Below are 24557 nucleotides of genomic sequence, written 5' to 3' on the forward strand. Positions count from 1 at the left end.
TGCTCTGTTGCCGGGTCCAGGTCAGGCGCAAGGATCCCCCTGCACGCGGACGACCAGAACGACCGCATCCGGCCGCCCACGGCGGCACCTGACGCAGGGGGAACAACCACGTGATACGCACCGCGGCGCTGGGGAGCGCCGCCACACTGATCACAGGCACGCTGGCGGCGGGCCTGATGCTCGCGCCGTCCGCCTCGGCGGCCTCGGCCGGCCGTGACAACGGGGCCGCGGAGGCGGTCGGCGTCCAGATCGCCGCCGCCCGCGCCGCCCGCACCGGGATCGAGTGGAAGGACTGTCCCGCGGACTGGGGCTTCGACAAGCCCATCCAGTGCGGCTGGGTGAAGGTTCCGCTCGACTACACCAAGCCCTTCGGCAAGACCATCGACCTCGCCGTCGACCGGATCGGCAGCACGGGCACCCCGGAGGAGCGCCAGGGCGCGCTCATCTACAACCCGGGCGGCCCCGGCGGTTCCGGCATGCGCTTCCCGCGCCGGGTCACCACCAAGAGCCCGCTGTGGGTCAACACCTCCAAGGCGTACGACTTCGTGGGCTTCGACCCGCGCGGCGTCGGCCACTCCGCGCCCATCTCCTGCATCGACCCGCAGGAGTTCGTCAAGGCGCCGAAGGCCGACCCGGTTCCGGACAGCGAGGCCGACAAGCGCGCCCAGCGCAAGCTCGCCGCGGAGTACGCGGACGGCTGCAAGGAGCGCAGCGGCGAGATGCTGCCGCACATGACCACGCCGAACACCGCGCGCGACCTCGACGTGATCCGTGCCGCCCTCGGCGAGAAGAAGCTGAACTTCCTCGGCGTCTCCTACGGCACCTACATCGGGGGGGTCTACGCGACCCTCTTCCCGACCCACGTGCGCCGCATGATCGTCGACAGCGTGGTCAACCCGGACCAGGACAACATCTGGTACGAGGCCAACCTCGGCCAGGACGTCGCCTTCCAGATGCGCTGGAACGACTGGCAGGACTGGGTCGCGAAGAACGACGCCGTCTTCCACATCGGCGACACCCGCGCCAAGGTCGAGGCCAAGTACCAGGAGCTGCGCGCCAAGGCCAAGGCCAACCCGCTCGGCGGAGTCGTCGGCCCCGCGGAGCTCATCGGCTTCTTCCAGGGCGCCCCGTACTACGACTCCTCCTGGGTCCCGGTCGCGCAGGCGTTCAGCGCCTACGTCGCCGGTGACGAGAAGCCGCTGATCGAGGCGATCGCCCCGGACATGTCCGACACCAAGGGCAACGCGGCGTCGGAGAACGGCAACGCCGTCTACACCGCCGTCGAGTGCGCCGACACCAAGTGGCCGACCAGCTGGGCCAAGTGGGACCGGGACAACAGCAAGCTGCACGAGAAGTACCCGTTCCTGACCTGGTCCAACGCGTGGATGAACCTGCCCTGCGCGACCTGGAAGTCCAAGCAGAGCACCCCGATCGAGGTCGGCGCCAAGCGCGGTCTGCCGCCGGTCCTGATCGTCCAGTCGGAGCGCGACGCGGCCACCCCGTACGACGGCGCGGTCTCGCTGCACAAGCGGCTGGCCGGCTCGCGTCTGATCACCGAGCAGAACGCCGGCTCGCACGGTGTCACCAGCCTGGTGAACCCCTGCATCAACACCCGGGTCGACGCCTACCTGCTCACCGGCAAGGTCGACGCCCAGGACGTGAAGTGCGGTCCGCACGCCACTCCGGTCCCGCCGGCCCCGGCCGCCGCGAAGGCCCTGACGGCCGAGGCCCCGGCCTCGGACCTGCCGGCCCGTGAGGAGCTCCCGGCCGTCCGCTAGGACCCCGGAAGAGCGACGGGAGAAGGCTCAGCGCGATCGGCGCCGGGCCTTCTTCCGTTCCTCCTCTTCCTCGGCCTTGACCTCGGCCGCGTACCGGTCGACGTACTCCTGGCCGGACAGGCGGAGGATCGCGTACATGATCTCGTCGGTGACGGCGCGCAGGACGGCCCGCTCGCCCTCCATGCCCGCGTACCGGGAGAAGTCCAGCGGCTCGCCGAAGCGGATCGTCACCCGCCGGATCTTCGGGATCTTCTGCCCGGGCGGCTGGATCTCGAAGGTGCCGAGCATCGCGCACGGGATGACCGGCACACCGGCGCCCAGGGCCATCGCGGCCACGCCCACCTTGCCCTTGTACAGCCGCCCGTCGTGCGAGCGCGTGCCCTCCGGATAGATGCCCAGCAGCTCGTCCTTGGCCAGCACCCCCAGCCCCTCGCGCAGCGCCGCCTGTCCGGCGTCCTTGCCGGAGCGGTCCACGGGGATCTGCCCGGCGCTGCGGAAGAAGGCGGCGGTGAGCCGCCCCTTGACCCCCGGGCCGGTGAAGTACTCGGCCTTGGCGAGGAAGGTGATCCGCCGCTTGAGGATCGCGGGCATCAGGAAGTGGTCGGAGAACGACAGGTGATTGCCCGCGACGATCGCGGCGCCCTCCTCCGGGATGTTCTCCAGGCCCTCGATCCGAGGCCTGAACAGCAGCCGCAGCAGCGGGCCGAGCAACACGTGCTTGAGCAAGTGGTAGAACACCAAGCCGCTCCCATCGATATCCCGTTGTCACGTCCAGCTTACGGACGGTGAGTCACGGGCCCGAGGGGTCTGCGCGATGTTCGTCATGCCTTGCGGGAAGCGGCCATCCCGGCGGTCAGCAGGCCCAGCACCACCCAGCCGAACCACAGCCAGCCGTTGCTGCCGAGGACCACGGAATACGTGGCGACGGCCACCAGAGCGGCGAAGGTCATGACAGCCATCGCCTTAACGGATCCGGTCATGCCTCATGGTCGCGCGCGAAGGCGGTCCTCCGCTACTGGCCACGCGCTTGGAGCGAGGCGAGATACGAGTTGTACGCCTCCAGCTCCTGGTCGCCGTCGCGGTCCGCGGCCCGGTCGGAGCGCTTCGCCGCCCGCTGCTCGGAGTGGTACCACTGGTAGACCAGCGCGATCAGCACCAGCACCGAGGGGATCTCGCTGAAGGCCCAGGCGATGCCGCCGCCCCACTGCTGGTCCAGCAGGGCGTCGATGCGCAGGGAGGCCGGCGGGTTCTCGTACGTCTTGATCATCGGCTGGCTCGCCATCATCAGGGCGATGCCGAAGAAGGCGTGGAAGGGCATGCCCGCGAAGAGCTCCAGCATGCGCATCACGTAGCCGGGGCGGTGCGGGCCCGGGTCGATGCCCATGATCGGCCAGAAGAAGATCAGGCCGACGGCGAGGAAGTGCACCATCATCGCGATGTGCCCGGTCCGGCTCTCCATCAGCAAGTCGAAGAGCGGCGTGAAGTACAGCGCGTACAGGCTCGCGATGAACATCGGGATCGTGAAGGCCGGATGGGTCACCACGCGCATGTAGCGGCTGTGCAGCAGCATCAGCAGCAGTTCGCGCGGCCCCTTGTGGCCGCGCGCGGCGGGCGGCAGCGCGCGCAGCGCCAGCGTCACCGGGGCGCCGAGGAGCAGCAGGATCGGGGTGACCATGCTGATCACCATGTGCTGGACCATGTGCACGCTGAACATGACCATGCCGTAGTCGTTCAGCTTGGTGCACATCACCAGGATCACCGTCAGTACGCCGATGGTGAAGGCCGTGGTCCGCCCCGCCGACCAGGAGTCCCCGCGCCGGCGCAGCCGCAGTACGCCCCATCCGTACAGGGCGAGCCCGATCAGGGACCCGAAGAGGAAGAAGGCGTCGAAGGAGAACTCCAGCCCGCGCCCGAGAGTGAAGGGCGGCAGGTCCATGTCCATACCCATGCCGTGCCCGTTGTGGTCCATCACTTCACTCCCTTGACTGTGGCGCCCCACCACAGTAGTGCCGCCCCCGTACGCTCGTGCGCGCGGGGGCGGCCGTAAGGGGCATACGGTCACAGAACCGTCTGGGCCTCGTCGTACCGCGCGGCCGGAACCGTCTTGAGGGTCGAGGTCGCCTCGGCGAGCGGCACCATCTCGATGTCCGTGCCGCGCAGCGCGGTCAGCATGCCGAACTCGCCGCGGTGCGCGGCCTCCACGGCGTGCCAGCCGAAGCGGGTGGCGAGCACCCGGTCGTACGCGGTCGGCGTGCCGCCGCGCTGGACGTGGCCCAGGATCACCGGCCGGGCCTCCTTGCCCAGGCGGTGCTCCAGTTCCACGGCGAGCCGGTTGCCGATGCCGGCGAACCGCTCGTGGCCGTACATGTCGACGCCGCCCTCCTCCAGGGCCATCGTCCCGGGGCGCGGCTTGGCGCCCTCGGCGACCACGACGATCGCGAACCGCTTGCCCGCGGAGAACCGCTCGCCGACGATCGCCGTCAGCTCCTCGATGTCGAAGGGGCGCTCCGGTACGACGATGGCGTGCGCGCCGGCCGCCATGCCCGAGTGCAGGGCGATCCACCCGGTGTGGCGGCCCATGACCTCCACGACCATCACGCGCTGGTGGGACTCGGCGGTGGTCTTCAGCCGGTCCAGCGCCTCGGTGGCGACCCCGACGGCGGTGTCGAAGCCGAAGGTGACGTCGGTGGACGCGATGTCGTTGTCGATGGTCTTCGGGACGCCGACGATCGGCAGACCGGCCTGCGAGAGCAGGTTCGCGGCCTTCAGGGTGCCCTCGCCGCCGATCGGGATGATGGCGTCCAGGCCGAGGTCGGCGACGTGGCCGCGGGCGCGCTCCACGCCGTCGCGCAGGTGCGCGGGCTGGACCCGGGAAGAGCCGAGGATGGTGCCGCCGCGGGCGAGGATGCCGCCGACGGCGTCGAGGTCGAGCTTGCGGTAGTCCGCCTCCAGGAGGCCCTTCCAGCCGTCGTGGAAGCCGATCACCTCGTCGCCGTGGTCGACGACGGCGCGGTGCACGACGGAGCGGATGACGGCATTGAGGCCGGGGCAGTCGCCACCGGAAGTGAGCACACCTATGCGCATGGCAGAAGAGACCTTTGCAACGTGGGCCGACGACCGGACCACGTCGTCCGGTTGGAACTACGGCCACCCTACAAGCGGTTTGGCGGTGGACTGAACCATCCTCCACACGCTGGTCGCGCTCCTCGTGCAAAACGACGTCGGCCCGGTTCCCCCAAGGGAAAACCGGGCCGAACACATGATGCGGGGGCCGCCCTGATGAGCGGTCCGCGCGGGTGCTACGCGGGCTGCGTCGCCGCCGCGATGCGCTCGGCGCGCAGCGCCTCGTACCACCGGTCGTCTATGGCCGGCAGCGCGTTCACGTCGAGGGCCAGCTTCAGCAGCAGGTCCGCGATCTGCGGGTTGCGGGCCATCACGGGTCCGTGCATGTACGTGCCGAACACCGTGTCGTTGTACGCGCCTTCGGTGCCGTCTCCGGTGCCGTTGCCGCGGCCCATGCTCACCCGGGCGAACGGGCGGGCCGTCGGGCCGAGGTGGGTCACGCCCTGGTGGTTCTCGAAGCCCGTCAGCTGGGGCAGGCCGAGCCGCGGGTCGATGTCGGCGAGGACGTCGCCGACGCACCGCTCGCCCTCACCGCGCACGGTGACCACGTCCAGGAGGCCGAGGCCCTCCTGGCGCTCGCCCATGTCGTTGACGAACTCCTTGCCGAGGATCTGGTACCCGGCGCAGACGGAGAAGACGATCGCCCCGTTCGAGACGGCGCGCTGCAGACCGCCGTCGCGCAGCAGGCGCTCCGCGGCCAGGCGCTGCGGCCGGTCCTCGCCGCCGCCGATCAGGTAGATGTCGCCCGAGGTGGGGACCGGCTGGTCGCTGCGCACGTCCACGCGCTGCACGTCCAGGCCGCGCTGGCGCGCCCGGCGCTCCACGACGAGGGCGTTGCCCTGGTCTCCGTACGTGCTCAGCAGGTCGGGGTAGACCCACACCAGACGCAGGCTGTTGTCGCTCATGCTCGTGTGTCCTCTGGAGGTATGAGTACTAGTTGCCGACGCGGCGGCGCACGTCCTGGAAGGCGGTGTAGTTGGCGATCAGCTCGATCTGCCCGGGCGGCGCCAGCTGCACGGCCTCGTCGAGGGTCTCGCACACCCGGAAGTCCAGGCCCGCGACCTCGAGGCGGACCGCGAGGTCCAGCTTGCGGTCGCCGATCACGAAGATCGGGTGGCCGGCCAGGCGCGGGTAGTCCACGTCCCACAGCCAGGAGGTGTCGGTGCCGTCGGCTCCGCGGGCGTTCACCGAGAGGATCACCGGCGCGGGCGCCGGGTCGATCAGCGAAAACGTTTCGAGCCAGCCCGCCGGGTTCTTCGCGAGCAGCAGCCGCAGCTCACGGCCCTGGAAGTTCACCACGTCGTAGCGGCCGGCGACGGCCTGCACCTGGTACATGCGCTCGAGCGCGACCTGCGGCGGGACGCCGAAGACCGCGGCCACGGCGGCCGAGGTGGCGGCGTTGGCCTTGTTGGCGCGGCCCGGCAGCTGGAGGTGGATCGGCCAGGCCGAGCCGTGCGGGTCCAGGACGTGGTCGCCGGAGAGCACCCAGGTCGGCGTCGGGCGGCGGAAGCCGCACTCGCCGCAGAACCAGTCGTCGCCGGGGCGCTGCATGACACCGCCGCAGGAGGGGCACGACCAGGCGTCGTCCTTCCACTCCTGGCCGGCCGCCACCCACACCACGTTCTGCGAGGAGGAGGCGGACCAGACGATCAGCGGGTCGTCGCAGTTCGCGACGATGACCGCCTTGGAGCCGGCGAGGCCCTCGCGCCACTTCTCCGCGAGCATGCGGGTCTCGGCGGCGCGGTCCAGCTGGTCGCGGGAGAGGTTCAGCAGGGCGATCACCTTGGGGGTGACGTCCCGGGCCACCCCGGCCAGGTACTTCTCGTCGACCTCGATGACGCCGTACTTGGCGTCCGAGCCGCCGGCGAGGGCGGAGGTGATGCCGGCCGGCATGTTCGCGCCCAGCGCGTTGGAGACGACGGGGCCGCTGGCGCGCAGGGCCTCGGCGATCAGCCGGGTCGTCGTGGTCTTGCCGTTCGTCGCGGAGACGAGGACGACGTCGAGGTGCTGCGCCAGCGCTCCGAGAAGATCGGGGTCGAGTTTGAGTGCGACCTTGCCACCGATCACCGATCCGCTTCCGCGTCCCGCGGCCCGCGACACCGCCGCCGCGGCCTTGCCCGCCGTCACGGCCAGCTTGGCCCGCGGCGAAAGCGGCTCTGTGTTGCCTGCCATCGTCCCTTGTCCTCCTTGCGTCGGTCGGCCCCAGCCTATCCAGTACCGGCCGGAGCCTTGACCGCGGCGCCCCCACGCCACGGCGGATCTCCTCATATAGTCGCCCGTCGTACCCTTACGGCCATGCGACAGCGCCCCATTCCCGGTACCACCGGCCTCGTCCGCACCATGAGCCTGCTGGGCGATCCGGTGCTCCACTCGGCCTGCGCGGAGGTCACCGAATTCGGCCCGGCCCTCGACCGGCTCATCGAGGACATGTTCGCGACGATGTACGCGGCCGAGGGGGTCGGGCTCGCGGCGAATCAGATCGGCGTCGGGCAGCGGGTGTTCGTGTACGACTGTCCCGATGACGAGGATGTCCGTCATGTGGGGCATGTAGTCAACCCGCGGTTGGTTTCCGCCGACGGGGACGAGTTCGTCGGGCCCGAGGGGTGTCTGTCCCTGCCGGGGCTTGAGGCGGGGACGGCCCGCTTCGACCACGCGGTGGTGGAGGGGGTCACGTCGGACGGTGCGGCCGTGCGGATTTCCGGGACCGGGTTCTTCGCGCGGTGTCTGCAGCACGAGTGCGATCACCTGGACGGTGTGGTCTACGCGGACCGGGTGACGGGCCTCCGGGCCCGTAGGCTCCGCCGGGCGATCCGGAAGGCGCCGTGGGGTGGTGCCCGCCAGGTCTGAGGCGTGGGCCGGTGGGTGGTGAGCCCGGCTGCGCCGGGACCTGGGGCTCTGCCCCAGACCCCGCGCCTCAAACGCCGGCGAGGCTGGGTTCGGCTCCGGCCCGGCCCCGCGTCCTGAACACCCCTGGCGAAGCCGGGAACGCTGCGGCCGGGCCCCGTCAGAAGCCCGGGCCGTCCTCGCGGTTGCCGGCGGTGGCCAGGCGGCCCCAGAGGAGGTCGGTGAGGCCGGCCACCAGCTCCGCGCGTTCGCAGGGGCGTTCGCCGAGCCACCAGTCCCCGGCGGCGTGCATCATGCCGACGATGCCGTGGCCCCAGACGCGGGCCAGCCGTTCGCCGCCCGGGCCCAGGTCCACCCGTTCGCCGATGACCTTGGCCAGCTCCTCGCCGAGCCGGCGCAGCAGCGGGGCCGAGTGCAGGCCGACGTCGAAGCCGCGCTCGGTGCTCTGGGAGTCCTCCGCCGGATGCATCAGGAAGCGGTAGACCTGGGGGCGGGCCTCGATGGCGGCGAGGTAGGTGTCGAGGGTGGACTCCACCCGGCTGCGCCGCTCGGCCGGGGCGTCGAGCGCCGCCCGGAGGGAGTCGAGCAGGGCGTCGGTGTGCCGGACGGCGAGGGCCTGGTACAGGCCCGCCTTGTCGCCGAAGTGGCGGTAGAGGATGGGCTTGGTGATGCCGGCCTCGGCCGCGATGGCGTTCATGGAGGCCTTGGGGCCGTCCCTGAGCACCACCCGGTCGGCCGCTTCGAGCAGCTCCCGGCGCCGGCGCTCGGCCGCTCCCGGCTCGCCTGCCTGCTGCGTGGTCTCCATGATGTGTTTCTCTCCCCGCCCGTGCGATGTGCGTGACGCCCACGCAACGTAACACCCCGCCCACCTTGACGATCGAAACCGGCAGTGCTTGACAGTACTTACTGACCGGTAACAGACTGTGGTCATCGTGCGGGTTACCGCTAGTAACCCGCACCGCACATGGACGAGCACAGACAGGTGGAGGGGACATGGCGGAGTTCACCATGGAGCTCAACGACGACCAGAAGCAGGTACGGGACTGGATCCACGGCTTCGCCGCCGATGTGATCCGGCCCGCGGCCGCGGAATGGGACGAGCGCGAAGAGACTCCCTGGCCCGTCATCCAGGAGGCGGCGAAGGTCGGCATCTACTCGCTGGACTTCTACGCCCAGCAGTTCTTCGACCCGACCGGCCTCGGCATCCCGATGGCGATGGAGGAGCTCTTCTGGGGCGACGCCGGCATCGCCCTGTCGATCGTCGGCACCGGGCTCGCGGCCATCGGCGTCGTGGCGAACGGCACCGAGGAGCAGATCGGCACCTGGATCCCGCAGATGTACGGGACCCCGGACGACGTGAAGGTCGCCGCCTTCTGCTCCTCCGAGCCGGACGCGGGCTCCGATGTGGGCTCGATGCGTACGCGGGCCGTCTACGACCAGGCCAAGGACGAGTGGGTGCTGAACGGCACCAAGACCTGGGCGACCAACGGCGGCATCGCCAACGTCCACATCGTCGTGGCGGTCGTCGACCCGGAGCTGGGGACCAAGGGGCACGCCTCCTTCATCGTGCCGCCCAACACGCCGGGCCTGTCGCAGGGGCAGAAGTTCAAGAAGCACGGGATCCGCGCCTCGCACACCGCCGAGGTGGTGCTGGAGGACGTACGGGTCCCCGGCTCCTGCCTGCTGGGCGGCAAGGAGAAGCTGGACGAGCGGCTGGCGCGGGCCCGTGAGCGGGCGCGCGGCGGCGGTGCGGGCGAGCGCGTGAAGAACGCGGCGATGGCCACCTTCGAGGCCTCCCGGCCGGCGGTCGGCGCGATGGCGGTGGGCACCGCGCGCGCCGCGTACGAGGTCGCCCTGGAGTACGCGAAGACGCGGACGCAGTTCGGCCGGCCGATCATCGACAACCAGGGCGTGGCCTTCCAGCTCGCCGACATGCGGACGCAGATCGACGCGGCGCGGCTGCTGGTGTGGCGGGCCTCCTGGATGGCCGTCGCGGGCCGGCCGTTCACCTCGGCGGAGGGCTCGATGTCGAAGCTCTTCGCGAGCGAGGTCGCGAAGAAGGTGACGGCGCAGGCCGTCCAGATCCTCGGGGGGAACGGGTTCACCCGGGAGTACCCGGTGGAGCGGATGCACCGGGACAGCGCGATCTACACGATCTTCGAGGGGACGAGCGAGATCCAGCGGCTGGTGATCGCGCGCACGCTCGCCGACATGCCGATTCGCTAGGCGCTGTGCCTTGGCGGGCTGGGTGGGGTTCCGCCGTCCCGCCGGTGCGGCGCCGTTGCCGGGGGCTCTGCCCCCGGACCCCCGCGCCTCAAACGCCGGCGGGGCTGGATGTCCCGGGTGGGGCCGGGTGTGATCCTGGCCACGCGCGTGCGGGGCCGGAAGATCGTCCCCGCGTGCGTCGGCGGTGGCGTCGCCTGCTGTGCCCGGCGGGGGGTCGGTGAACGATCCGGATACCGGGCATGAGCGCATGGTAATCGGGCATACACACCCTGAACTGGACCGCGAATATGGGTTCCGTCCGGGGGTGGCGATCAGTAATACTCACCGCCACCGTGGATCGCGGATTCGACCGGGTGACCACCGGCCCTCCCGCCCCACTTTGCGAGGAGGTGCGCCATGTGCTCCCACCAGCCCCCCTGCCCTGCCGCCGACAGACCGGACCACGATGCCGCCCGCACCGTGGCCTCCCACCCCGAACAGGGTTGGAGCCTGCTCTGCAACGGCGTGGTGATCTTCGACGACACCGGTGAACTGCTCCCCGAAGGCCGAACGGTGGAACCCCGCCGACCGGCCCTGGTCTGAGCGAGGAGGCAGCATGCGCCAGCAGCTGATCCGCAAGCCCGTCCCCAAGCCCGCCCCCCGAGACCTGGACCTGCGCACACCGTCGGGCAGACCCCTCCCGTACTGACGGGAGGCCAGGTGTCGGACCAGGTGTTACGACGTCCACCGGCCGGAGTTCAGCCGGTGGACGAAGCCGCCCCGCCCCGGAACGCGATCTCGTACGCCGCGTCGCCGATCGCCGCCCGTGCCTGTCGCTCGCCCTGGTCCCGCAGGGCCGTCAGCGAGGGCGAGCCCATCTGCGGCCTGCCCACCGTGCGCCACCAGGCGTGTCCGGTGCCCAGCAGGCGCGCCGCCAGTTCCCCGTCGCCCAGCGCGGCAACCGCCGCCGCCAGCAGGTCCAGGCCGAGGGCGATCCCGAAGCGGTCCCCGAGCAGCCGCTTCCCCGACAGCATGGCCCGCACGTGCCGAGCCGCCTCCCCGTGCTCGCCCAGGCCCAGCGCGGCCACCGCCAGGACGTAGTCCGCGTACGCCCGCAGCCAGCGCTCGCCCAGCTCCGCGCAGGCCTCCCGCAGGGACCTGGCCTCCTCCGTCGCCTCCTCGAAGCGCCGCAGGTCGCACAGGGCGTAGGAGGTGGCCAGCTTGCACAGCAGCCAGCCGGGGGCGCTCGTCCGCCCGCCGTGGGCCGCCCGCGCCCGCGGACCGGCCAGCGCGAGGGCCCGTACGGGATCGCCCGGCATGAGCACCGACACGGCCTGCAGGTAGGCCGCGCGCAGCTCCCGCTCGGGATCCGCGAGCCGCGCCGCGCCGAGCGTGCACTCCTCGCCGATCCGCCGGGCGGCGTCCATGTCGCCCTGGAGCAGGGCGACGAGGCCGAGCGCCCACAGGGCCTGGTTGTACGCGGCTCCCGTGGGCGGTGAGGTCTCCAGGGCCCGCTCCAGGAAGCCCCGGCCCTCGTGGACGTGCCCGCAGGAGAACCAGTAGAACCACAGCGCCCCGGCCATCTCCAGCGCCGCCGTCGGATCGGAGCCCAGCAGGTGCTCCAGGGCCGTACGCAGCTGCGCGTGCTCGGCGGTCATCCTGCGGTACCAGTCCACCTGGCCCGGCCCCAGCCAGCCCCGGTCGGCGGCCTGGGCGAGCGCCGCGTACCAGTGGGCGTGCCGGTCGGCGACGATCCGGGTCTCGGCGAGCTCGTCCAGCCAGTCGTGCCCGTACTCGCGGATCGTGTCCAGCATCCGGTAGCGGGCCCCGCTGCCCCGCTCCTCGGTGCGGCGGACCACGGACTTGGAGACCAGGCCCGCCAGTACCCGTTCCACCCGGGAGGCGGGCAGCGGGCCGCCCGAGCATACGGCGCGGGCCGCCGCGACGTCGAAGTCGCCGGTGAAGACCGACAGCCGGGCCCACAGCAGCCGCTCCAGCGGCTCGCACAGCTCGTGGCTCCAGCCGATCGTGGTGCGCATCGTCCGGTGCCGGGGCAGCAGGGCGGAGCGGGTGTCGGTCAGTACGTCGAAGCGCGCGCCGATCCGCTCGGCCATCTGCTCCAGCGACCAGATCCGCATCCGGGCGCCGGCGAGCTCCAGGGCGAGCGGGATCCCGTCGAGGCGGCGACACAACTCGGCGGCGAGCGAGGCCCGTTCCGGGTCCTCGAAGCAGTCCGCCGCCTGCGGGGTCGCGGCGAGGGCACGCGCGCGGAAGAGGGCGAGGGCGTCGCTGTCGGGCCCCTCGCAGGGCAGCGGGCGGATCTCCACCACCTGCTCGCAGGGGGAGCCGAGCGGCTCCCGGGAGGTGACCAGGACCGTCAACCCCGGGGCGGACTGGAGGAGTTCACCGACGAAGTGGCGGCATTCGGCCACCATGTGCTCGCAGGTGTCCAGGACGAGGAGGAGTTCCTTGTCGGCCATCCACGCGCACAGCTCCTCGTCGAGGGGGCGCGGGGAGTGGTCGGCGAGGCCGACGGTGTGGGAGACGGTCGTGGTGAGCAGCCCGGGGTCGCGCAGCGGCGACAGCTCCACCCACCACACGCCGTCGGGCCGCGCCTGACCGGCGGCGGCGACGGCCCGCAGGGCGATCCGGGACTTGCCGACGCCGCCCACGCCGGTGAGGGTGATCAGCCTTCGGCGCCGCAACAGGTCGTCGAGCAGGTCGAGTTCGTGCTGTCGGCCGATGAACCCGGCCGCTTCGGGGGGCAGGTTCCCGGGCGCGGCGCCGACGGCCGGCGCGAGATCGCCGTCCGGGGAATCTGCCTGATTGTTGTTGACCGAGTACTCACCGAACACGGATGTATTGTGCGTGATCCCCTTTGCCGGCAGGGCCGTTCAGGCCGGATCGCCGTACGGCTTCACGCCACGAGGGTGATCCGGCGCTCCGCCGAGAAGGCGCCCCAGTTGCCGTCGGGCAGCCGTGCGCGCAGCTTGACGGCCCAGACGGTGCCGGCCGGCTCGGTCACGGTGAGCCGGTGCTCGGCCCGGCCGCTGGGTACGGCGCCGATGCCGAACTGGATGACGGTGGTGGGCTTTCCGTTGACGTACAGCTCGTACTCGCGGGTCTCGTGGCCGGTGTCCGGGGCGGTCCAGGTGAGGGTGACAGTGCCGGGGGAGGCGGCCGCCGTGAAGTCGGCGGGCGCGGTGCCCGGGCCGTCGCCGGAGGCGGGCGGGGTCGTCACGTCCACCGGCGGGCCGTCGGGGGAGGAGTTGTCCGCGCCGTCGCGGGCCCGCACGGTGAAGGTGTACACCGTGTCCGGCTGGAGGCCGGTCAGCACGCTGCCGCTCTCGCCCGGGCCGGCGGTGTGGATCCGGACGCCGCCCTGGTAGACGTCGTACGCCGTCACGCCGGTGTCGTCCGTCGCCGCCGACCAGGACACCTGGGCGGACCGGGGCCCGGTCGCCCGTGCGGTGGTGGTGGCGGGCGCGGCGGGCGCGCTGCGGTCCTCGGCCTTGGCGGCGGGGGTGGTGGCCCGTGCGGTGGGGGCGGCCGGGGAGAGGTTCCCGGCGGCGTCCTCGGCCTTGACGGTGAAGGCGTAGCCGGTCTGCGGGGTGAGCCCGGTGATGTCCACCATGGTCTTGTCGGCCGGGAGTTCCCGGACCAGGCGGTCGCCCTCGAAGACCCGGTAGCGGGTCACCCCGTCGTGTTCCGCGGCGGCGTTCCACATGACGTGCACGGTGGTGGCGCTGCCGGCCTGGGCGGTGAGCCCGGCGGGGGCGGGCGGGGGCTCGGAGTCGGGCGCGGTGCATGCGGATGCGCCGGCGAGGAGCAGGCAGAGCGCGAGCGTCGGGGCGGTGCGTCGGACGTGGTGCACGGCGGTGCCTTCCTCCGCTTCCGCGTAAAGGTCTAGACATATATGGCACGCGGGGGCCGTGCCGGGCAACCCCCGCGCCATGGGTTCCGGCCGGTTCGTGTTCCCATCGGCCTGTCTGGCATTATTGCGAGCTCTTTGCAATAGCGGTTGATCATAAACAAGGATGTGCACAGCATGACGGCCCGGACAGCACGGGGAGTGGCCGCGACGACGCTGGCCTCCGCACTCATCGCGGGCGTGGCGGCCTGCTCGAACCCCGGAGGCCCTGCGGGAGGCGGCCCGGCGGACTCCGTCGTCGTCGGCATCGCCACCGAGCCGGAGAGCCTGAGCCCCCTGCTCGGCTACGGCAAGGACGGCAACTCCAAGATCTTCGACGGACTGCTCGCGCACGACGCCGGCATGAAGCTGAAGCCCGCGCTGGCCGAGGCCCTGCCGGAGGTCTCCCCGGACGGGCTCACCTACACCTACCGGCTGCGCCGGGGCGTGAAGTTCAGCGACGGGGTGCCCTTCTCCGCCAAGGACGTCGTCTTCACCTACCGGACCATCCTCGACGCGAAGACGAACAACGCCTCCAAGACCGAGCTGGACGCCGTCGCCGGCGTCGAGGCGCGCGGCGAGGGCACGGTCGTCTTCACCCTGAAGTACCCCTACGCCCCGTTCGCCGAGCGCACCGTGCTGCCCATCGCCCCCGAGCACATCGCCGGCCGGCAGGACGTGAACAGCGGCGACTTCACCACCCACCCCGTCGGCACCGGCCCGTACGTGCTCACCGGCTGGTCCAAGGGCGAGAAGATCGGCTTCAAGGCCAACCCCGGCTACTGGGGAGGCGAGCCCGCGGTGAAGAAGTTCACCATGGCCGTCATCAAGGACGACGACGTCCGCGCCACCCGGCTGCGCTCCGGCGAGCTGGACGGCGCCATCCTGCCGCCCAACCTCGCCCAGGGCTTCAGGAAGGACGCGGCGCGCCGGGTGCTCGCCGCCAAGACCTTCGACTACCGCAACGTCACGCTGCCCACGCACAACACCGTCACCGGTGACGTGGCGGTCAGGCAGGCGCTCGACATCGCCGTGGACCGCAAGGCCATGGCCGACAGGCTCCTGGAGGGCGCGGGCAAGGCCGCCTACGGCCCGGTCCCGACCGACAGCCCGTGGTTCACCGCCGGCACGGAGCGCCCGTACGACCTCGACCGGGCGAAGAAGATCCTCGACGACGCGGGCTGGAGGACCGGCGGGGACGGCATCCGCGTCAAGGACGGGGTCCGGGCCTCCTTCCCCCTCTGGTACACCTCCGGCGACAAGCTCCGCCAGGACCACGCGCTCGCCTTCGCCTCCGACGCGCGGAAGGCCGGCATCGAGGTCAAGGCCGAGGCCGGGACCTGGGAGGTCATCGAGCCGCGGATGAAGACCGACGCCGTCCTCGCGGGCGGCGGCTCGCCCGCCGACCCCGACTTCGACCAGTACCAGCTGCTGACCTCCTCGCTCGGCGGCGACGGCTTCAACAACATGGCCCGGTACGACAATCCGGCCGTCGACGCCGCCCTCCTGGACGGGCGCCGGAGCGGTGACCCGGCCGCGCGCAAGGCCGCGTACGACACCGTGCAGCGCGAGCTCGTGAAGGACCCCGGCTACGTCTTCCTCACCCACATCGACCACCTGTACGTGGTGAACGACCGGTGGGAGGGCATCAGCACCCAGGTCGAGCCGCACGACCACGGCCTCGGCTCCGGCCCGTGGTGGAACGTCGAGAGCTGGAAGCCGAAGCAGAAGTGAGCCGCGTCCAGCCGATGGCGCGCATGGCCGGCCGGCGGGCGCTGCTCGCCGCCCCCGTCCTGCTCGCCGTCACCTTCGGGGTCTTCGCCATCGCCGCGCTGTCCCCCTTCGACCCCGTGAAGGCCTACGCCGGCACCGCCGGGCTCACCGCCTCCCAGGCCGAGCTCGACCAACTGCGCGCCAACCTCGGCGTGGACCAGCCGCTGGTCGGCCGGTGGTGGGACTGGCTCACCTCGGCGCTCACCGGGGACCTCGGGACCTCCTCCGTCATGCGCCAGCCCGTCGCCGACGTCATCGCCGAGCGGGTGGGCTGGTCGGCGCTGCTCGCCGCCTGCGCCTTCGCGGTCGCCGTGCTGACCGGCACGGTGCTCGGGGTACTGGCCGCGCGCCGGCCGGGCGGGTGGCTGGACCGGGGCGCGTCCTCGCTCGCCTACACCCTGGAGGCCGCCCCGGCCTTCTGGCTCGGGCTGCTCGCCATCTGGTTCTTCTCGGTGCGCCTGGGCGTGCTGCCCGCCGGCGGCCTGACCGACGCGGGCAGCGACGCGGTCACCCCCGGACAGGTCGCCTCGCACCTGGTGCTCCCGGCGCTGGTGCTGGGCGTCTCCCAACTCCCCTGGTTCTTCCTGTACGTGCGCCAGGGCGTGGCCGAGGCGCTGGAGGAGGACCCCGTACGCGGAGCCCGCGCGCGGGGCCTCGCGGAGCGGACCGTCCTGCTCGGCCACGGGCTGCGCTCCGGCATGCTGCCGATGCTGACGCTGATCGGCTCCCGGGTGCCGGAGCTGATCACCGGCGCGCTGCTGGTGGAGACCGTCTTCAGCTGGCCGGGCATCGCGGCCGCGACCGTACAGGCCGCCACCTCCGTCGACTTCCCGCTGCTCGCGGCGCTGACCGTGCTGGCCACGGCCGCGGTGCTCGCCGGGAACCTGCTGTCCGACCTGCTGTACGGGTTGGCGGACCCGAGGGTGGGCTTCGATGGCTGACCCGGTGTGGAGGCCCGCCGGGCGGGCCCGGCGGTCGACGCGGACCCTGCGCGTGCGGACCTCCGCGGTCATCGTCGCGCTGATCGTGTCGGCGGTGCTGCTGGTCCCGCCGCTGGTCCAACTCGACCAACAGGCGGTCGACTTGTCGGCAAAGCTCCTGCCACCCTCGTGGGCCCACCCCTTCGGCACCGACGACGTCGGCCGCGACCTGCTGCTGCGCTGCGTGTACGGACTGCGGGTCTCGCTGCTCGTCGGCCTCGTGGCCGCGCTGGTCGCCACCGTCATCGGCACGGCGGTGGGCGCCGCCGCGGGCGCGCTCGGCGGCTGGACGGACCGGGTGGTGATGCGGGCCGTGGACACGCTGTCCTCGATCCCGCACCTGCTGCTGGGCGTCTTCATCGTTGCGATGTTCCGGCCGGGCGTCTGGCCGGTGGTGGCCTCCGTGGCCGTCACCCACTGGCTGTCGACGGCCCGGATCGTCCGCGCCGAGGTGCTGTCGCTGCGCGGCCGCCCCTACGTGGACGCGGCCGTCTCCGGCGGCGCCTCGCGGTGGCGGGTCGCCGTACGGCACCTGGTACCCGGGGTCCTCCCGCAGGCGGGCCTGGCCGCCGTGCTGATGGTCCCGCACGCGATGTGGCACGAATCCGCCCTGTCCTTCCTGGGGCTGGGCCTGCCCGCGCACCAGGCCAGCCTGGGCAACCTCGTGCAGACCGCGCGCGGTTCGCTGCTCGCCGGCGACTGGTGGCCCACGCTCTTCCCCGGGCTGCTGCTGATCGTCCCGACGCTGGCCGTCGCCGGCCTCGCGGGCGCCTGGCGCGACCGTATCGATCCCCGCCGCCGCTCGGAGCTGACGCTGTGACCCACCGCCTTTCCGGTGCCGCCGGTCCGACCGGCCCTGCCGGTGCCGCCGCCGATCCGGCAGGTCCTGCCGGTTTCGCCGGTCCTGCCGGTCCGAGCCGTTCCGCCCGTCCTGCCGATCGGACCGGTTCCGCCGGTTCCGCCGGTTCCCCGGCGGTTCTCGCCGTCGACGGGCTCTGCGTCCGCTTCCGGATGCCGGCGGGCCGGTACGTCGACGCCGTCACCGGTGCCACCTTCTCCCTCGCCCCCGGCGAGTGCCTCGCCCTCGTCGGCGAGAGCGGCTGCGGCAAGTCCGTGCTCGCCTCCGCCCTGCTCGGGCTGCTCCCGGGCAACGCCGAGACCGCCGGCTCGGCACGGCTCGCCGACGGCCTGGACCTGCTCGCCGCCGATGAGCGCACCCTCGCCCGGGCCGTACGGGGCCGCCGTGTCGGCCTGGTGCCGCAGAGCCCGGCCGCGCACCTGACACCGGTCCGCACCGTCCGGGCCCACTTGGAGGAGACCGTCCGCGAGCTGACGGGCGGAGCCGGTCGGCCGGGTCCGGCTCCGGCGGCCGGACCGCGGCCGCCAGGCGCGGCCGGCCGGGATCCCCGCCGGAAGCGGCTCGGCAAGGCCGCCGTGCGCGCGGCGGCGGAGGCGGCCGCCGAGCGGGCCGCCTTTCCCGCCTCCCATCTCGACCGCTACCCCCACCAGCTCTCCGGCGGCCTCGCCCAGCGCGCCGCTACCGCCCTCGCCCTCGTCGGGGACGCGCCGCTGCTCCTCGCCGACGAGCCGACCACCGGCCTGGACCGGGACCTCGTCCACCGCACCGTCGACGAACTACGCGCCCACACCCAGGACGCCGGCCGGGCACTGCTGCTGATCACCCACGACCTCGCGGCGGCCGAGCGGATCGCCGACACCGTCGCCGTCATGTACGCCGGCCGGATCGTCGAACTCGCCCCGGCCGAAGCCTTCTTCGCCGCGCCGGGCCCCCGTCACCCCTACGCCCGGGGCCTGCTCGACGCACTCCCCGAGCGGGCCTTCACCCCCGTCCCCGGCGCCCCGCCCGAGCTCGGCGCGCTCCCGGCGGGCTGCGCGTTCGCCGCCCGCTGCGCCGCCGCCGACCGGGTCTGCCGCGCCGCGCGGCCCGCCCTCACCGAAGGGGTGGCCTGCCACCATGCTTGAGCTCAAGGACATCACCGCGGGCTACGCCCCCCACGCCCCCGTCGTCCGCGGCGCCCACCTCACCCTGCGCCCCGGCGAGTCCCTCGGCCTGCTGGGTCCCAGCGGCTGCGGCAAATCCACCCTGGCCCGGGTCGCCGCGCTGCTGCACCGTCCCGAGCGGGGGACCGTGGCCCTCGACGGCCGCGCCGTGACCGGCTTCGCCCATCGGGCCCCGCGCTCCCTGCGCATCAGCGTCGGCGTCGTGTTCCAACAGCCCCGTCTCTCGGCGGACCCCCGCCTCAGGCTGCGCGACCTCGTCGCCGAACCCCTCCTCGCGACGGGCCGGCGTACGGAAGTGGATTCCAGGGTCGCCGAGTTGACCGAACGCGTCGGCCTCGGCCGTGATCTGCTCGCCCGCCGCCCCCACGAGGTCAGCGACGGCCAGCTGCAACGCGCCTGCCTGGCCCGGGCCCTGGTGCTGCGGCCGCGCTGGCTCGTCTGCGACGAGATGACCGCGATGCTCGACGCCTCCACCACGGCCGCGCTGGTCGCGCTGGTCGAGGAGTACCGCGCCGAGACCGGCGCCGGGCTCCTCGCCGTCGGCCACGATCCGGTGCTGCTCGGTCGCTGGTGCGACCGCACGACCCACTGGGGCGAGATCGTCAAGGACTGACCGCCCGTCACGGACGGTCAACACCCGTACGGCGGACACGTCTTTCGCCCGGAGGTCCCCCTTCCTGCGCCACCATGGGCGCCGAGTAAGGAGGTTTCGATGGTGATTTCGCTCTCCGTGGTCGTCCTGCTCCTCATCCTCGCGTGGATCTTCGTGCGCAGCGGCGGCCTCAAGTTCTCGCACGCCCTCGTCTGCGTGCTGCTCGGCTTCTACCTGGCGAGCAGCAGCATGGCCGCGACCATCCACGACGGCCTGACGGCGACCGCCCAAGTGGTCTCGGGCCTGAGGCCGTAGGGGGTCTCTCCGACCGTGAACCCTTGATCATCTGTTGCGCCTTCGTGAATCAATCGGCTTTTCCATGGACTCCTCGGGCAGTGCGATCTAGCGTCTGGCGGCGGCGCGATGTCATACGCACTGTCAATAAAACTGAAGAGAAAGGGAGGAAGTCCGGATGTTCCGAAGAGCGCTGAACTGCGCTGTGGTCCCGGTCATCGCCGCCTTCACGGTGATGTACGGAGTCTCGCCGGCCCAGGCCGAGGAGATACCCAAGGCCCCCGGCCACCGCCTGGTCAGCCACTACGACGGCAGCCCCGCGGCGGCCGTCCCGCTTCCCGGCGAAGCGCCCCCGCAGCACCCCTTCCTCGCACCCAACGGCCGCAGCGGCATGCACTCGGACGCGGCGGGCAGCGCCACCTCGCCCTGGTCCGGGCCGCTCGGCAAGGACCTACGGGTGACCAGCGAGAAGATCGCCGCGCTCGGCGGCGAATGCGCCACCGCCACCTTCGACGGGGGCGGCCGCCTGGTCACCGTGTGCGGCACCTTCTCGGGATTCAAGGTCAAGCTCCTGGAGCCCCGTACGCTCGCGACGCTCGCGGAATACCAGCTCCCGCAGCGCTCTTCCACGGTCGAGGCGATCACCTCGCTCGACTTCTCGAAGATCTTCAAGGACACCTCGGGCGGCGCCTACTTCTACCTGGACAACCAGGACCGCGCGGTGCTGGCCGACTCCCGCCAGCACATCCTGCGCCTCGCCCACTCCCAGAACCCCGACGGGAGCTGGAAGTTCACGGTAGACAACGACTGGGACCTCACCGGACAGGTGCCGCACGACTGCGTCGGCTGGACCAACCTGTGGCCCAGCGGCACCTGCGATCCCGTCACCTCCGTCATGCCCGACTGGAACGGCCGCATCTGGTGGGTCACCCGCCAGGGCCGCGTCGGCACCGTGGACCCGGCGACCTCGCGGATCCGCTCGATCCAGCTCCCGGGCGAGGAGATCCAGAACTCCTTCTCGGTCGCCGAGGACGGTGTCTCCATCGTCAGCGACCACGCGCTCTACAGCTTCCGCGCCGCCGCCGACGGCACCCCCGAGGTGCGGTGGCGCCAGACCTACGACCGCGGCACCGGCACCAAGCCCGGTTCCGTGAACCAGGGTTCGGGAACCACCCCGGACCTCTTCGGCAACGGCTACGTCGCCATCACCGACAACGCCGACGACCGGATGAACGTCCTGGTCTACAAGCGGGGCGTGAACGTCCCGGCGGACCAGCGGCTCGTGTGCAAGGTCCCCGTCTTCGGAGCGGGCGCCTCGACCACCGACAACTCCCTGATCACCTGGGGCAACAGCATCGTCGTCGAGAACAACTACGGCTACGAGAACCCCACCACCCTGCTCCTCGGCAAGTCCGTCGTCGGCGGCGTGTCCCGCATCGACGTCCGCGCCGACGGCAGCGGCTGCGACACGGTGTGGGAGAACGCGATCCGCGCTCCCTCCGTCGTCCCGAAGCTCTCCACCGCGAACGGGCTGCTCTACTTCTACGAGAAGGAGCCCAACTTCTGGGGCGTCGACGCCTGGTACCTCACCGCCGTGGACTTCCGCACCGGCGAGCGCCGGTGGCGGCAGCTGACCGGAACCGGCCCGCTGTACGACAACAACTGGGCGCCGATCACCCTCGGCCCCGACGGCACGGCGTACGTCGGCGTCTTCAACGGCATCGTCGCGGTCCGCGACGGCGGCTGATCCCGCCGGCCGCCTCCCTCCGGAGCCGAGCCCCCGCCGAGCGGCGGGGGCTCAGTCCTCGTGCCGCCACAGCGGGTGCTCCCGCTCGGCCCACTCCCGCCGGACCGAGCCCGTGCGCATGCCGCGCCGGGCCTCCGGATCGGCCAGGGCCCTGCCGATGTGCCCGGCGAGTACGATGCCGAGCGCCAGGGCCAGCCAGTCGTGGACGAAGGTGGCGCCGGTCCGCCAGACGAGCGGAGCGAGGCCGGTGAACCACATCAGCAGCCCCGTGCCGAGCATCACCAGGACCGCTCCGGCCAGCCAGCCCGCGTACACCTTCTGCCCGGCGTTGAACTTTCCGGCGGGCCTTCGCCCCGTACGGTCCCGGCGCAGCGCGGCCCGCAGCCACAGCCGGTCGTGCGGACCGAAGCGGTTCAGCCGCCGCAGGTCGGCGCGGAAGGCGGGGGAGGCGAGGCCCAGCAGGAAGGGGAGCGGGAGCAGCAGCCCCGACCACTCGTGCACGGTGACCACCAGGTGCCGGCGGCCGACCAGTTCCGCGAGCGGCGGCAGGTAGAGGCAGGCCGCGCCGGCCACGCACACCAGGGCGAGCGCCGCCGTGCTCCGGTGGACCAGGCGCTCGGCGCGGCTGAAGCGGCGTACGCGCGCGGGCCGTTCAGACAGTAGGGGCATCATCGCGTCCGTTCGAACGGCCCACCCAGGCGTCGACGTCGTAGCCGAGGCGCTCCCAGTAGCCCGGCTCGACCTTCTCGGTGAGGGTGATCCCGGACAGCCACTTGGCCGACTTGTAGAAGTACATCGGGGCGACGTACAGCCGCACCGGCCCGCCGTGGCTGTGCCCCAGCGGCCGGTCCTGCATGCGCAGCGCCACCAGGACGTCGTCGCGGCGGGCCTGCGGGAGGGTGAGGCTCTCGGTGTACGTGCCGTCGAAACAGTCGAAGCGGATGGCCCCGGCCTCGGGTCGCACCCCGGCGGCGTCCAGCAGCCGCGACAGCGGCACCCCCTCGAAGGGGGTGCCCGGGACCCGCCAGCCGGTCACGCACTGGACGTCCCGGACCACCCGGGTCTGCGGGAGCCGCCGCAACGCGTCCAGCGTGTACTCGGCCGGGCGCTCGACGAGCCCGCCGACGGTCAGCCGGTAGTCCTCCGGGCCGCGCTCGGGGACCGACGAGGCCACCGAGTAGTAGCGGAAGCCGCCGCCGTTCGGCAGCAGCCCAGTGACCCCGGTCGGGTCCTTGTCGGCGACGGCCTCGAAGCCGTGCTGCAGGTAGGGGGCGGTGACCAGCCCGGCCGCGCCGAGGCCGAGCATCCCCAGGACCAGCCGGCGCCCGACCGGGGTGCCCCGGCCGTCGGGGTCCGCGCTCTGTTCTGTACTCACCCGCCGATTCGACCACCGCCGGTCCCCGGGCACCAGGGGCCGCCGCGGTACGTCAGACTTCCGTCACACCCGGCGGTCAGCGGCGCCGCCGCCACTCCTCGGCCAGGAGACGGTAGGAGTGCACCCGGTCCGCGTGGTCGTGCGTGATCGTCGTGATCAGCAGCTCGTCCGCACCGGTGGCCTCCTGGAGGCGGTCCAGGTGGTCGGCCACGGTCCGCGCCGAGCCCACGAACTGCGTGTCCACCCGGTCGGCGACGAGCGCCCGGTCCGCCTCCGACCAGGGCAGGGCGCGGGCCTCCGCCGGCGTGGGGTAGGGGATGGCGCCCTCGGCGGTGCGGATGCTGCGCACCCAGGGCGCGTACCCGGTGGCCAGCTCGCGGGCCGTCCCGTCGTCCTCGGCGACGACCACGTCGGCGGACACCGTCAGGTACGGCCGGTCCAGCTGCGCGGACGGCTTGAAGGCGGCCCGGTACCCTTCCGCCGCCTCCAGCACCGAAGCCGGGCTGACGTGGTAATTGGCCGCGAACCGGAGCCCGCCCCGGCCCGCCGTCTCCGCGCTGACCCCGCCGCAGCTGCCCAGGATCCACACCTGTACGTCGGCCCCCTCGCCCGGGACGGCGTGCGCCTCCACCCCCTCCGGGGTGCGGTACTCGCCGCGCAGCAGCGCGAGGACGTCGTCGACCTGCTCGGCGTAGTCCTGCGGCTGGGCGCCGGGCAGGTTCAGCAGCTTCTGCTGGAGGGCCACCCGCGGATGGCCCAGCAGGTGCGCGAAGGAGAACCGGTCCGGGATGCGCAGCCCGTTCGGCGTGTACCCGCCCACGACCGGGGTCGCCGGCGCCGCGGGCTCCCCGGAGGGCGGCGCCGACCGCCCCGCCGAGCGGCCCAGACCCAGGTCGATGCGGCCGGGGTGCAGGGCGTCGATGAGGCCGAACTCCTCGACCGTCGACAGCGCCGTACGGTGCCCGAGCTGGACGGCGCCGGAGCCGAGCCGGATGGTGCGGGTCGCGGAGGCCGTCAGGGCCAGGACGACCGCCGGGGAGGTCCCGGCGACCCCCGGATTGAGGTGGTGCTCGGCGAACCAGTAGCGCGCGTAGCCGAACTCCTCGGTCCGCCGGGCGAGGTCGATGCTGTTCCGGAGGGCCTGGGCAGCGGTGGAACCGGAGGGGATCGGGACGAGGTCGAGGACCCCCAGGGGGATGCCGGACATGGCCGGGCTCCTTAAAGGTCGGGGAAGTCGGGGAAGTCGGAGAAGTCGGGGTCGGGGATCGCCCGGCGCAGCACCGGGGCGATGTCCGACTGGAACGGTTCGAGCGAGGCGCGGTGCTCCGCGTACGTGAGCCCGCCCGGCTCGGCCTGCAGGTGCAGGGCGGTGTGGCCGAACTCCTCGTGGTAGCGGTGCACCTTCTCGATCACCTGCTGGGGGCTGCCGATCAGCGCCGAACTCCGCTCGACGAAGTCCTCCAGGGTCGGGAAGACGGGTTCGATGCCCTGGAGCCGGTGCGCGGCCAGGTACCGGGCGAAGGCCGGCCGGTACGCCGCCACCGCCTGCTGCGAGGTGGGCGCCGCGTGGTACCCGGCCGTGCCCGCGCCGACGACCGCGTGCGCCGGATCGTGCCCGTAGTGCTCCCAGCGCTCCCGGTAGTGGCGGATCAGTTCGGCGTACGGGCCGATGGGGTGGGTGACGTTCGCCGAGAAGAGCGGGTCCCCGTAGCGGGCGGCGAGGTCCACGGACTCCCGGCTGGTGGCGCTGCCGTGCCAGACGCGGAGCGCCGGCTGGAACGGCCGCGGCAGGACTTCGGCCGCGGCCGGCGCGGGGCGGAAGCGCGGCTCGGCGCTCACCTTGTCCTCCCGCCAGATCCGCCGGAACAACTCGTAGCCCTCGGCGTTGCGCTCCCACTGGTCCTCGGGGGCCAG

The 24557-nt window shown here is 72.4% G+C and carries 23 protein-coding genes and 1 pseudogene; 11 read left to right on the forward strand and 13 right to left on the reverse strand.

The window, feature by feature from the left end:
* The first annotated feature begins 176 nt into the window (after window positions 1-176).
* Entirely contained in the window at window positions 177-1778 is a 1602-nt protein-coding gene (locus tag ACGFYU_RS03545; RefSeq protein WP_393825971.1) for an alpha/beta hydrolase, read from the forward strand.
* Between the two features lie 27 nt (window positions 1779-1805).
* On the opposite strand, the gene ACGFYU_RS03550 is transcribed toward ACGFYU_RS03545, so the two are convergent.
* The 6 genes from ACGFYU_RS03550 to ACGFYU_RS03575 all read right to left on the reverse strand — a co-directional run bounded on the left by ACGFYU_RS03550 (window position 1806) and on the right by ACGFYU_RS03575 (window position 7073).
* The gene (locus ACGFYU_RS03550) at window positions 1806-2516 is read right to left on the reverse strand and encodes a lysophospholipid acyltransferase family protein (RefSeq protein WP_393825562.1); all 711 of its coding nucleotides are present in this window, start codon (window positions 2514-2516) and stop codon (window positions 1806-1808) included.
* An 83-nt stretch (window positions 2517-2599) separates the two neighbouring features.
* On the reverse strand, window positions 2600-2758 hold the full coding sequence (locus ACGFYU_RS03555; RefSeq protein ID WP_393825563.1) for a hypothetical protein: 159 nt from the start codon (window positions 2756-2758) through the stop codon (window positions 2600-2602).
* Between the two features lie 32 nt (window positions 2759-2790).
* The gene (locus tag ACGFYU_RS03560; protein WP_393825564.1) at window positions 2791-3747 is read right to left on the reverse strand and encodes a cytochrome c oxidase assembly protein; all 957 of its coding nucleotides are present in this window, start codon (window positions 3745-3747) and stop codon (window positions 2791-2793) included.
* An 89-nt stretch (window positions 3748-3836) separates the two neighbouring features.
* Entirely contained in the window at window positions 3837-4862 is a 1026-nt protein-coding gene (locus tag ACGFYU_RS03565) for a 6-phosphofructokinase (RefSeq protein ID WP_393825565.1), read from the reverse strand.
* A gap of 215 nt (window positions 4863-5077) precedes the next feature.
* Window positions 5078-5806 carry a type 1 glutamine amidotransferase gene (locus tag ACGFYU_RS03570; protein WP_393825566.1) on the reverse strand — a complete coding sequence of 243 codons (729 nt, stop codon included), beginning with the start codon at window positions 5804-5806 and terminating at the stop codon, window positions 5078-5080.
* A 28-nt stretch (window positions 5807-5834) separates the two neighbouring features.
* Window positions 5835-7073 carry a MurT ligase domain-containing protein gene (locus ACGFYU_RS03575; RefSeq protein ID WP_393825567.1) on the reverse strand — a complete coding sequence of 413 codons (1239 nt, stop codon included), beginning with the start codon at window positions 7071-7073 and terminating at the stop codon, window positions 5835-5837.
* Between the two features lie 123 nt (window positions 7074-7196).
* Here ACGFYU_RS03575 and def point away from each other — a divergent pair, with 123 nt between their 5' ends.
* Window positions 7197-7748, forward strand: a complete 552-nt coding sequence (def, locus tag ACGFYU_RS03580) for a peptide deformylase (protein WP_393825568.1) — start codon at window positions 7197-7199, stop codon at window positions 7746-7748.
* A 157-nt stretch (window positions 7749-7905) separates the two neighbouring features.
* Here def and ACGFYU_RS03585 read toward each other — a convergent pair whose 3' ends face one another.
* On the reverse strand, window positions 7906-8550 hold the full coding sequence (locus tag ACGFYU_RS03585) for a TetR family transcriptional regulator (protein ID WP_393825569.1): 645 nt from the start codon (window positions 8548-8550) through the stop codon (window positions 7906-7908).
* Between the two features lie 188 nt (window positions 8551-8738).
* Between ACGFYU_RS03585 and ACGFYU_RS03590 the strand changes: the two genes are divergently transcribed.
* Window positions 8739-9971 (forward strand): acyl-CoA dehydrogenase family protein, encoded by a 1233-nt coding sequence (locus ACGFYU_RS03590; RefSeq protein ID WP_393825570.1) that lies wholly within the window; start codon window positions 8739-8741, stop codon window positions 9969-9971.
* A 396-nt stretch (window positions 9972-10367) separates the two neighbouring features.
* The gene (locus ACGFYU_RS03595; protein ID WP_393825571.1) at window positions 10368-10553 is read left to right on the forward strand and encodes a DUF5999 family protein; all 186 of its coding nucleotides are present in this window, start codon (window positions 10368-10370) and stop codon (window positions 10551-10553) included.
* A gap of 155 nt (window positions 10554-10708) precedes the next feature.
* On the opposite strand, the gene ACGFYU_RS03600 is transcribed toward ACGFYU_RS03595, so the two are convergent.
* Together ACGFYU_RS03600 and ACGFYU_RS03605 are read right to left on the reverse strand one after the other, a co-directional pair.
* On the reverse strand, window positions 10709-12805 hold the full coding sequence (locus ACGFYU_RS03600) for an ATP-binding protein (RefSeq protein ID WP_393825572.1): 2097 nt from the start codon (window positions 12803-12805) through the stop codon (window positions 10709-10711).
* Window positions 12806-12867: 62 nt separating this feature from the next.
* Window positions 12868-13824, reverse strand: a complete 957-nt coding sequence (locus ACGFYU_RS03605) for a fibronectin type III domain-containing protein (protein WP_393825573.1) — start codon at window positions 13822-13824, stop codon at window positions 12868-12870.
* A 174-nt stretch (window positions 13825-13998) separates the two neighbouring features.
* Between ACGFYU_RS03605 and ACGFYU_RS03610 the strand changes: the two genes are divergently transcribed.
* The 7 genes from ACGFYU_RS03610 (at window position 13999) to ACGFYU_RS03640 (ending at window position 21268) form a co-directional block, all read left to right on the forward strand.
* Window positions 13999-15594, forward strand: coding sequence for an ABC transporter substrate-binding protein (locus ACGFYU_RS03610; RefSeq protein WP_393825574.1), 1596 nt, complete (start codon window positions 13999-14001; stop codon window positions 15592-15594).
* Window positions 15595-15608: 14 nt separating this feature from the next.
* A complete protein-coding gene (locus tag ACGFYU_RS03615) occupies window positions 15609-16574 on the forward strand; it encodes an ABC transporter permease (protein ID WP_393825972.1) in 966 nt (321 codons plus the stop codon).
* Window positions 16567-17433 (forward strand): ABC transporter permease, encoded by an 867-nt coding sequence (locus ACGFYU_RS03620; RefSeq protein WP_393825575.1) that lies wholly within the window; start codon window positions 16567-16569, stop codon window positions 17431-17433. Before ACGFYU_RS03615 ends, ACGFYU_RS03620 begins: the two co-directional genes overlap by 8 nt.
* A gap of 191 nt (window positions 17434-17624) precedes the next feature.
* Complete coding sequence (locus ACGFYU_RS03625; RefSeq protein WP_393825973.1) at window positions 17625-18596, forward strand: oligopeptide/dipeptide ABC transporter ATP-binding protein; 972 nt, start codon at window positions 17625-17627, stop codon at window positions 18594-18596.
* Entirely contained in the window at window positions 18589-19248 is a 660-nt protein-coding gene (locus ACGFYU_RS03630; RefSeq protein ID WP_393825576.1) for an ABC transporter ATP-binding protein, read from the forward strand. The genes ACGFYU_RS03625 and ACGFYU_RS03630 overlap by 8 nt, the downstream gene beginning before the upstream one ends.
* A 99-nt stretch (window positions 19249-19347) precedes the next feature.
* Entirely contained in the window at window positions 19348-19542 is a 195-nt protein-coding gene (locus ACGFYU_RS03635) for a hypothetical protein (protein ID WP_393825577.1), read from the forward strand.
* Window positions 19543-19699: 157 nt separating this feature from the next.
* Entirely contained in the window at window positions 19700-21268 is a 1569-nt protein-coding gene (locus ACGFYU_RS03640; protein ID WP_393825578.1) for a hypothetical protein, read from the forward strand.
* A 51-nt stretch (window positions 21269-21319) separates the two neighbouring features.
* Here ACGFYU_RS03640 and ACGFYU_RS03645 read toward each other — a convergent pair whose 3' ends face one another.
* From ACGFYU_RS03645 to ACGFYU_RS03660, 4 genes and pseudogenes are all read right to left on the reverse strand, one after another.
* Window positions 21320-21937 (reverse strand): cytochrome b/b6 domain-containing protein, encoded by a 618-nt coding sequence (locus tag ACGFYU_RS03645; RefSeq protein ID WP_393825579.1) that lies wholly within the window; start codon window positions 21935-21937, stop codon window positions 21320-21322.
* Window positions 21921-22574, reverse strand: a complete 654-nt coding sequence (locus ACGFYU_RS03650; RefSeq protein WP_393825974.1) for a molybdopterin-dependent oxidoreductase — start codon at window positions 22572-22574, stop codon at window positions 21921-21923. The genes ACGFYU_RS03645 and ACGFYU_RS03650 overlap by 17 nt, the downstream gene beginning before the upstream one ends.
* 145 nt (window positions 22575-22719) lie before the next feature.
* Window positions 22720-23850, reverse strand: coding sequence for an LLM class flavin-dependent oxidoreductase (locus ACGFYU_RS03655; protein WP_393825580.1), 1131 nt, complete (start codon window positions 23848-23850; stop codon window positions 22720-22722).
* An 11-nt stretch (window positions 23851-23861) separates the two neighbouring features.
* Window positions 23862-24557: pseudogene (locus ACGFYU_RS03660) on the reverse strand (LLM class flavin-dependent oxidoreductase); the annotation flags it as partial.

Source organism: Streptomyces sp. NPDC048337, assembly GCF_043201175.1.
Lineage (GTDB): Bacteria > Actinomycetota > Actinomycetes > Streptomycetales > Streptomycetaceae > Streptomyces.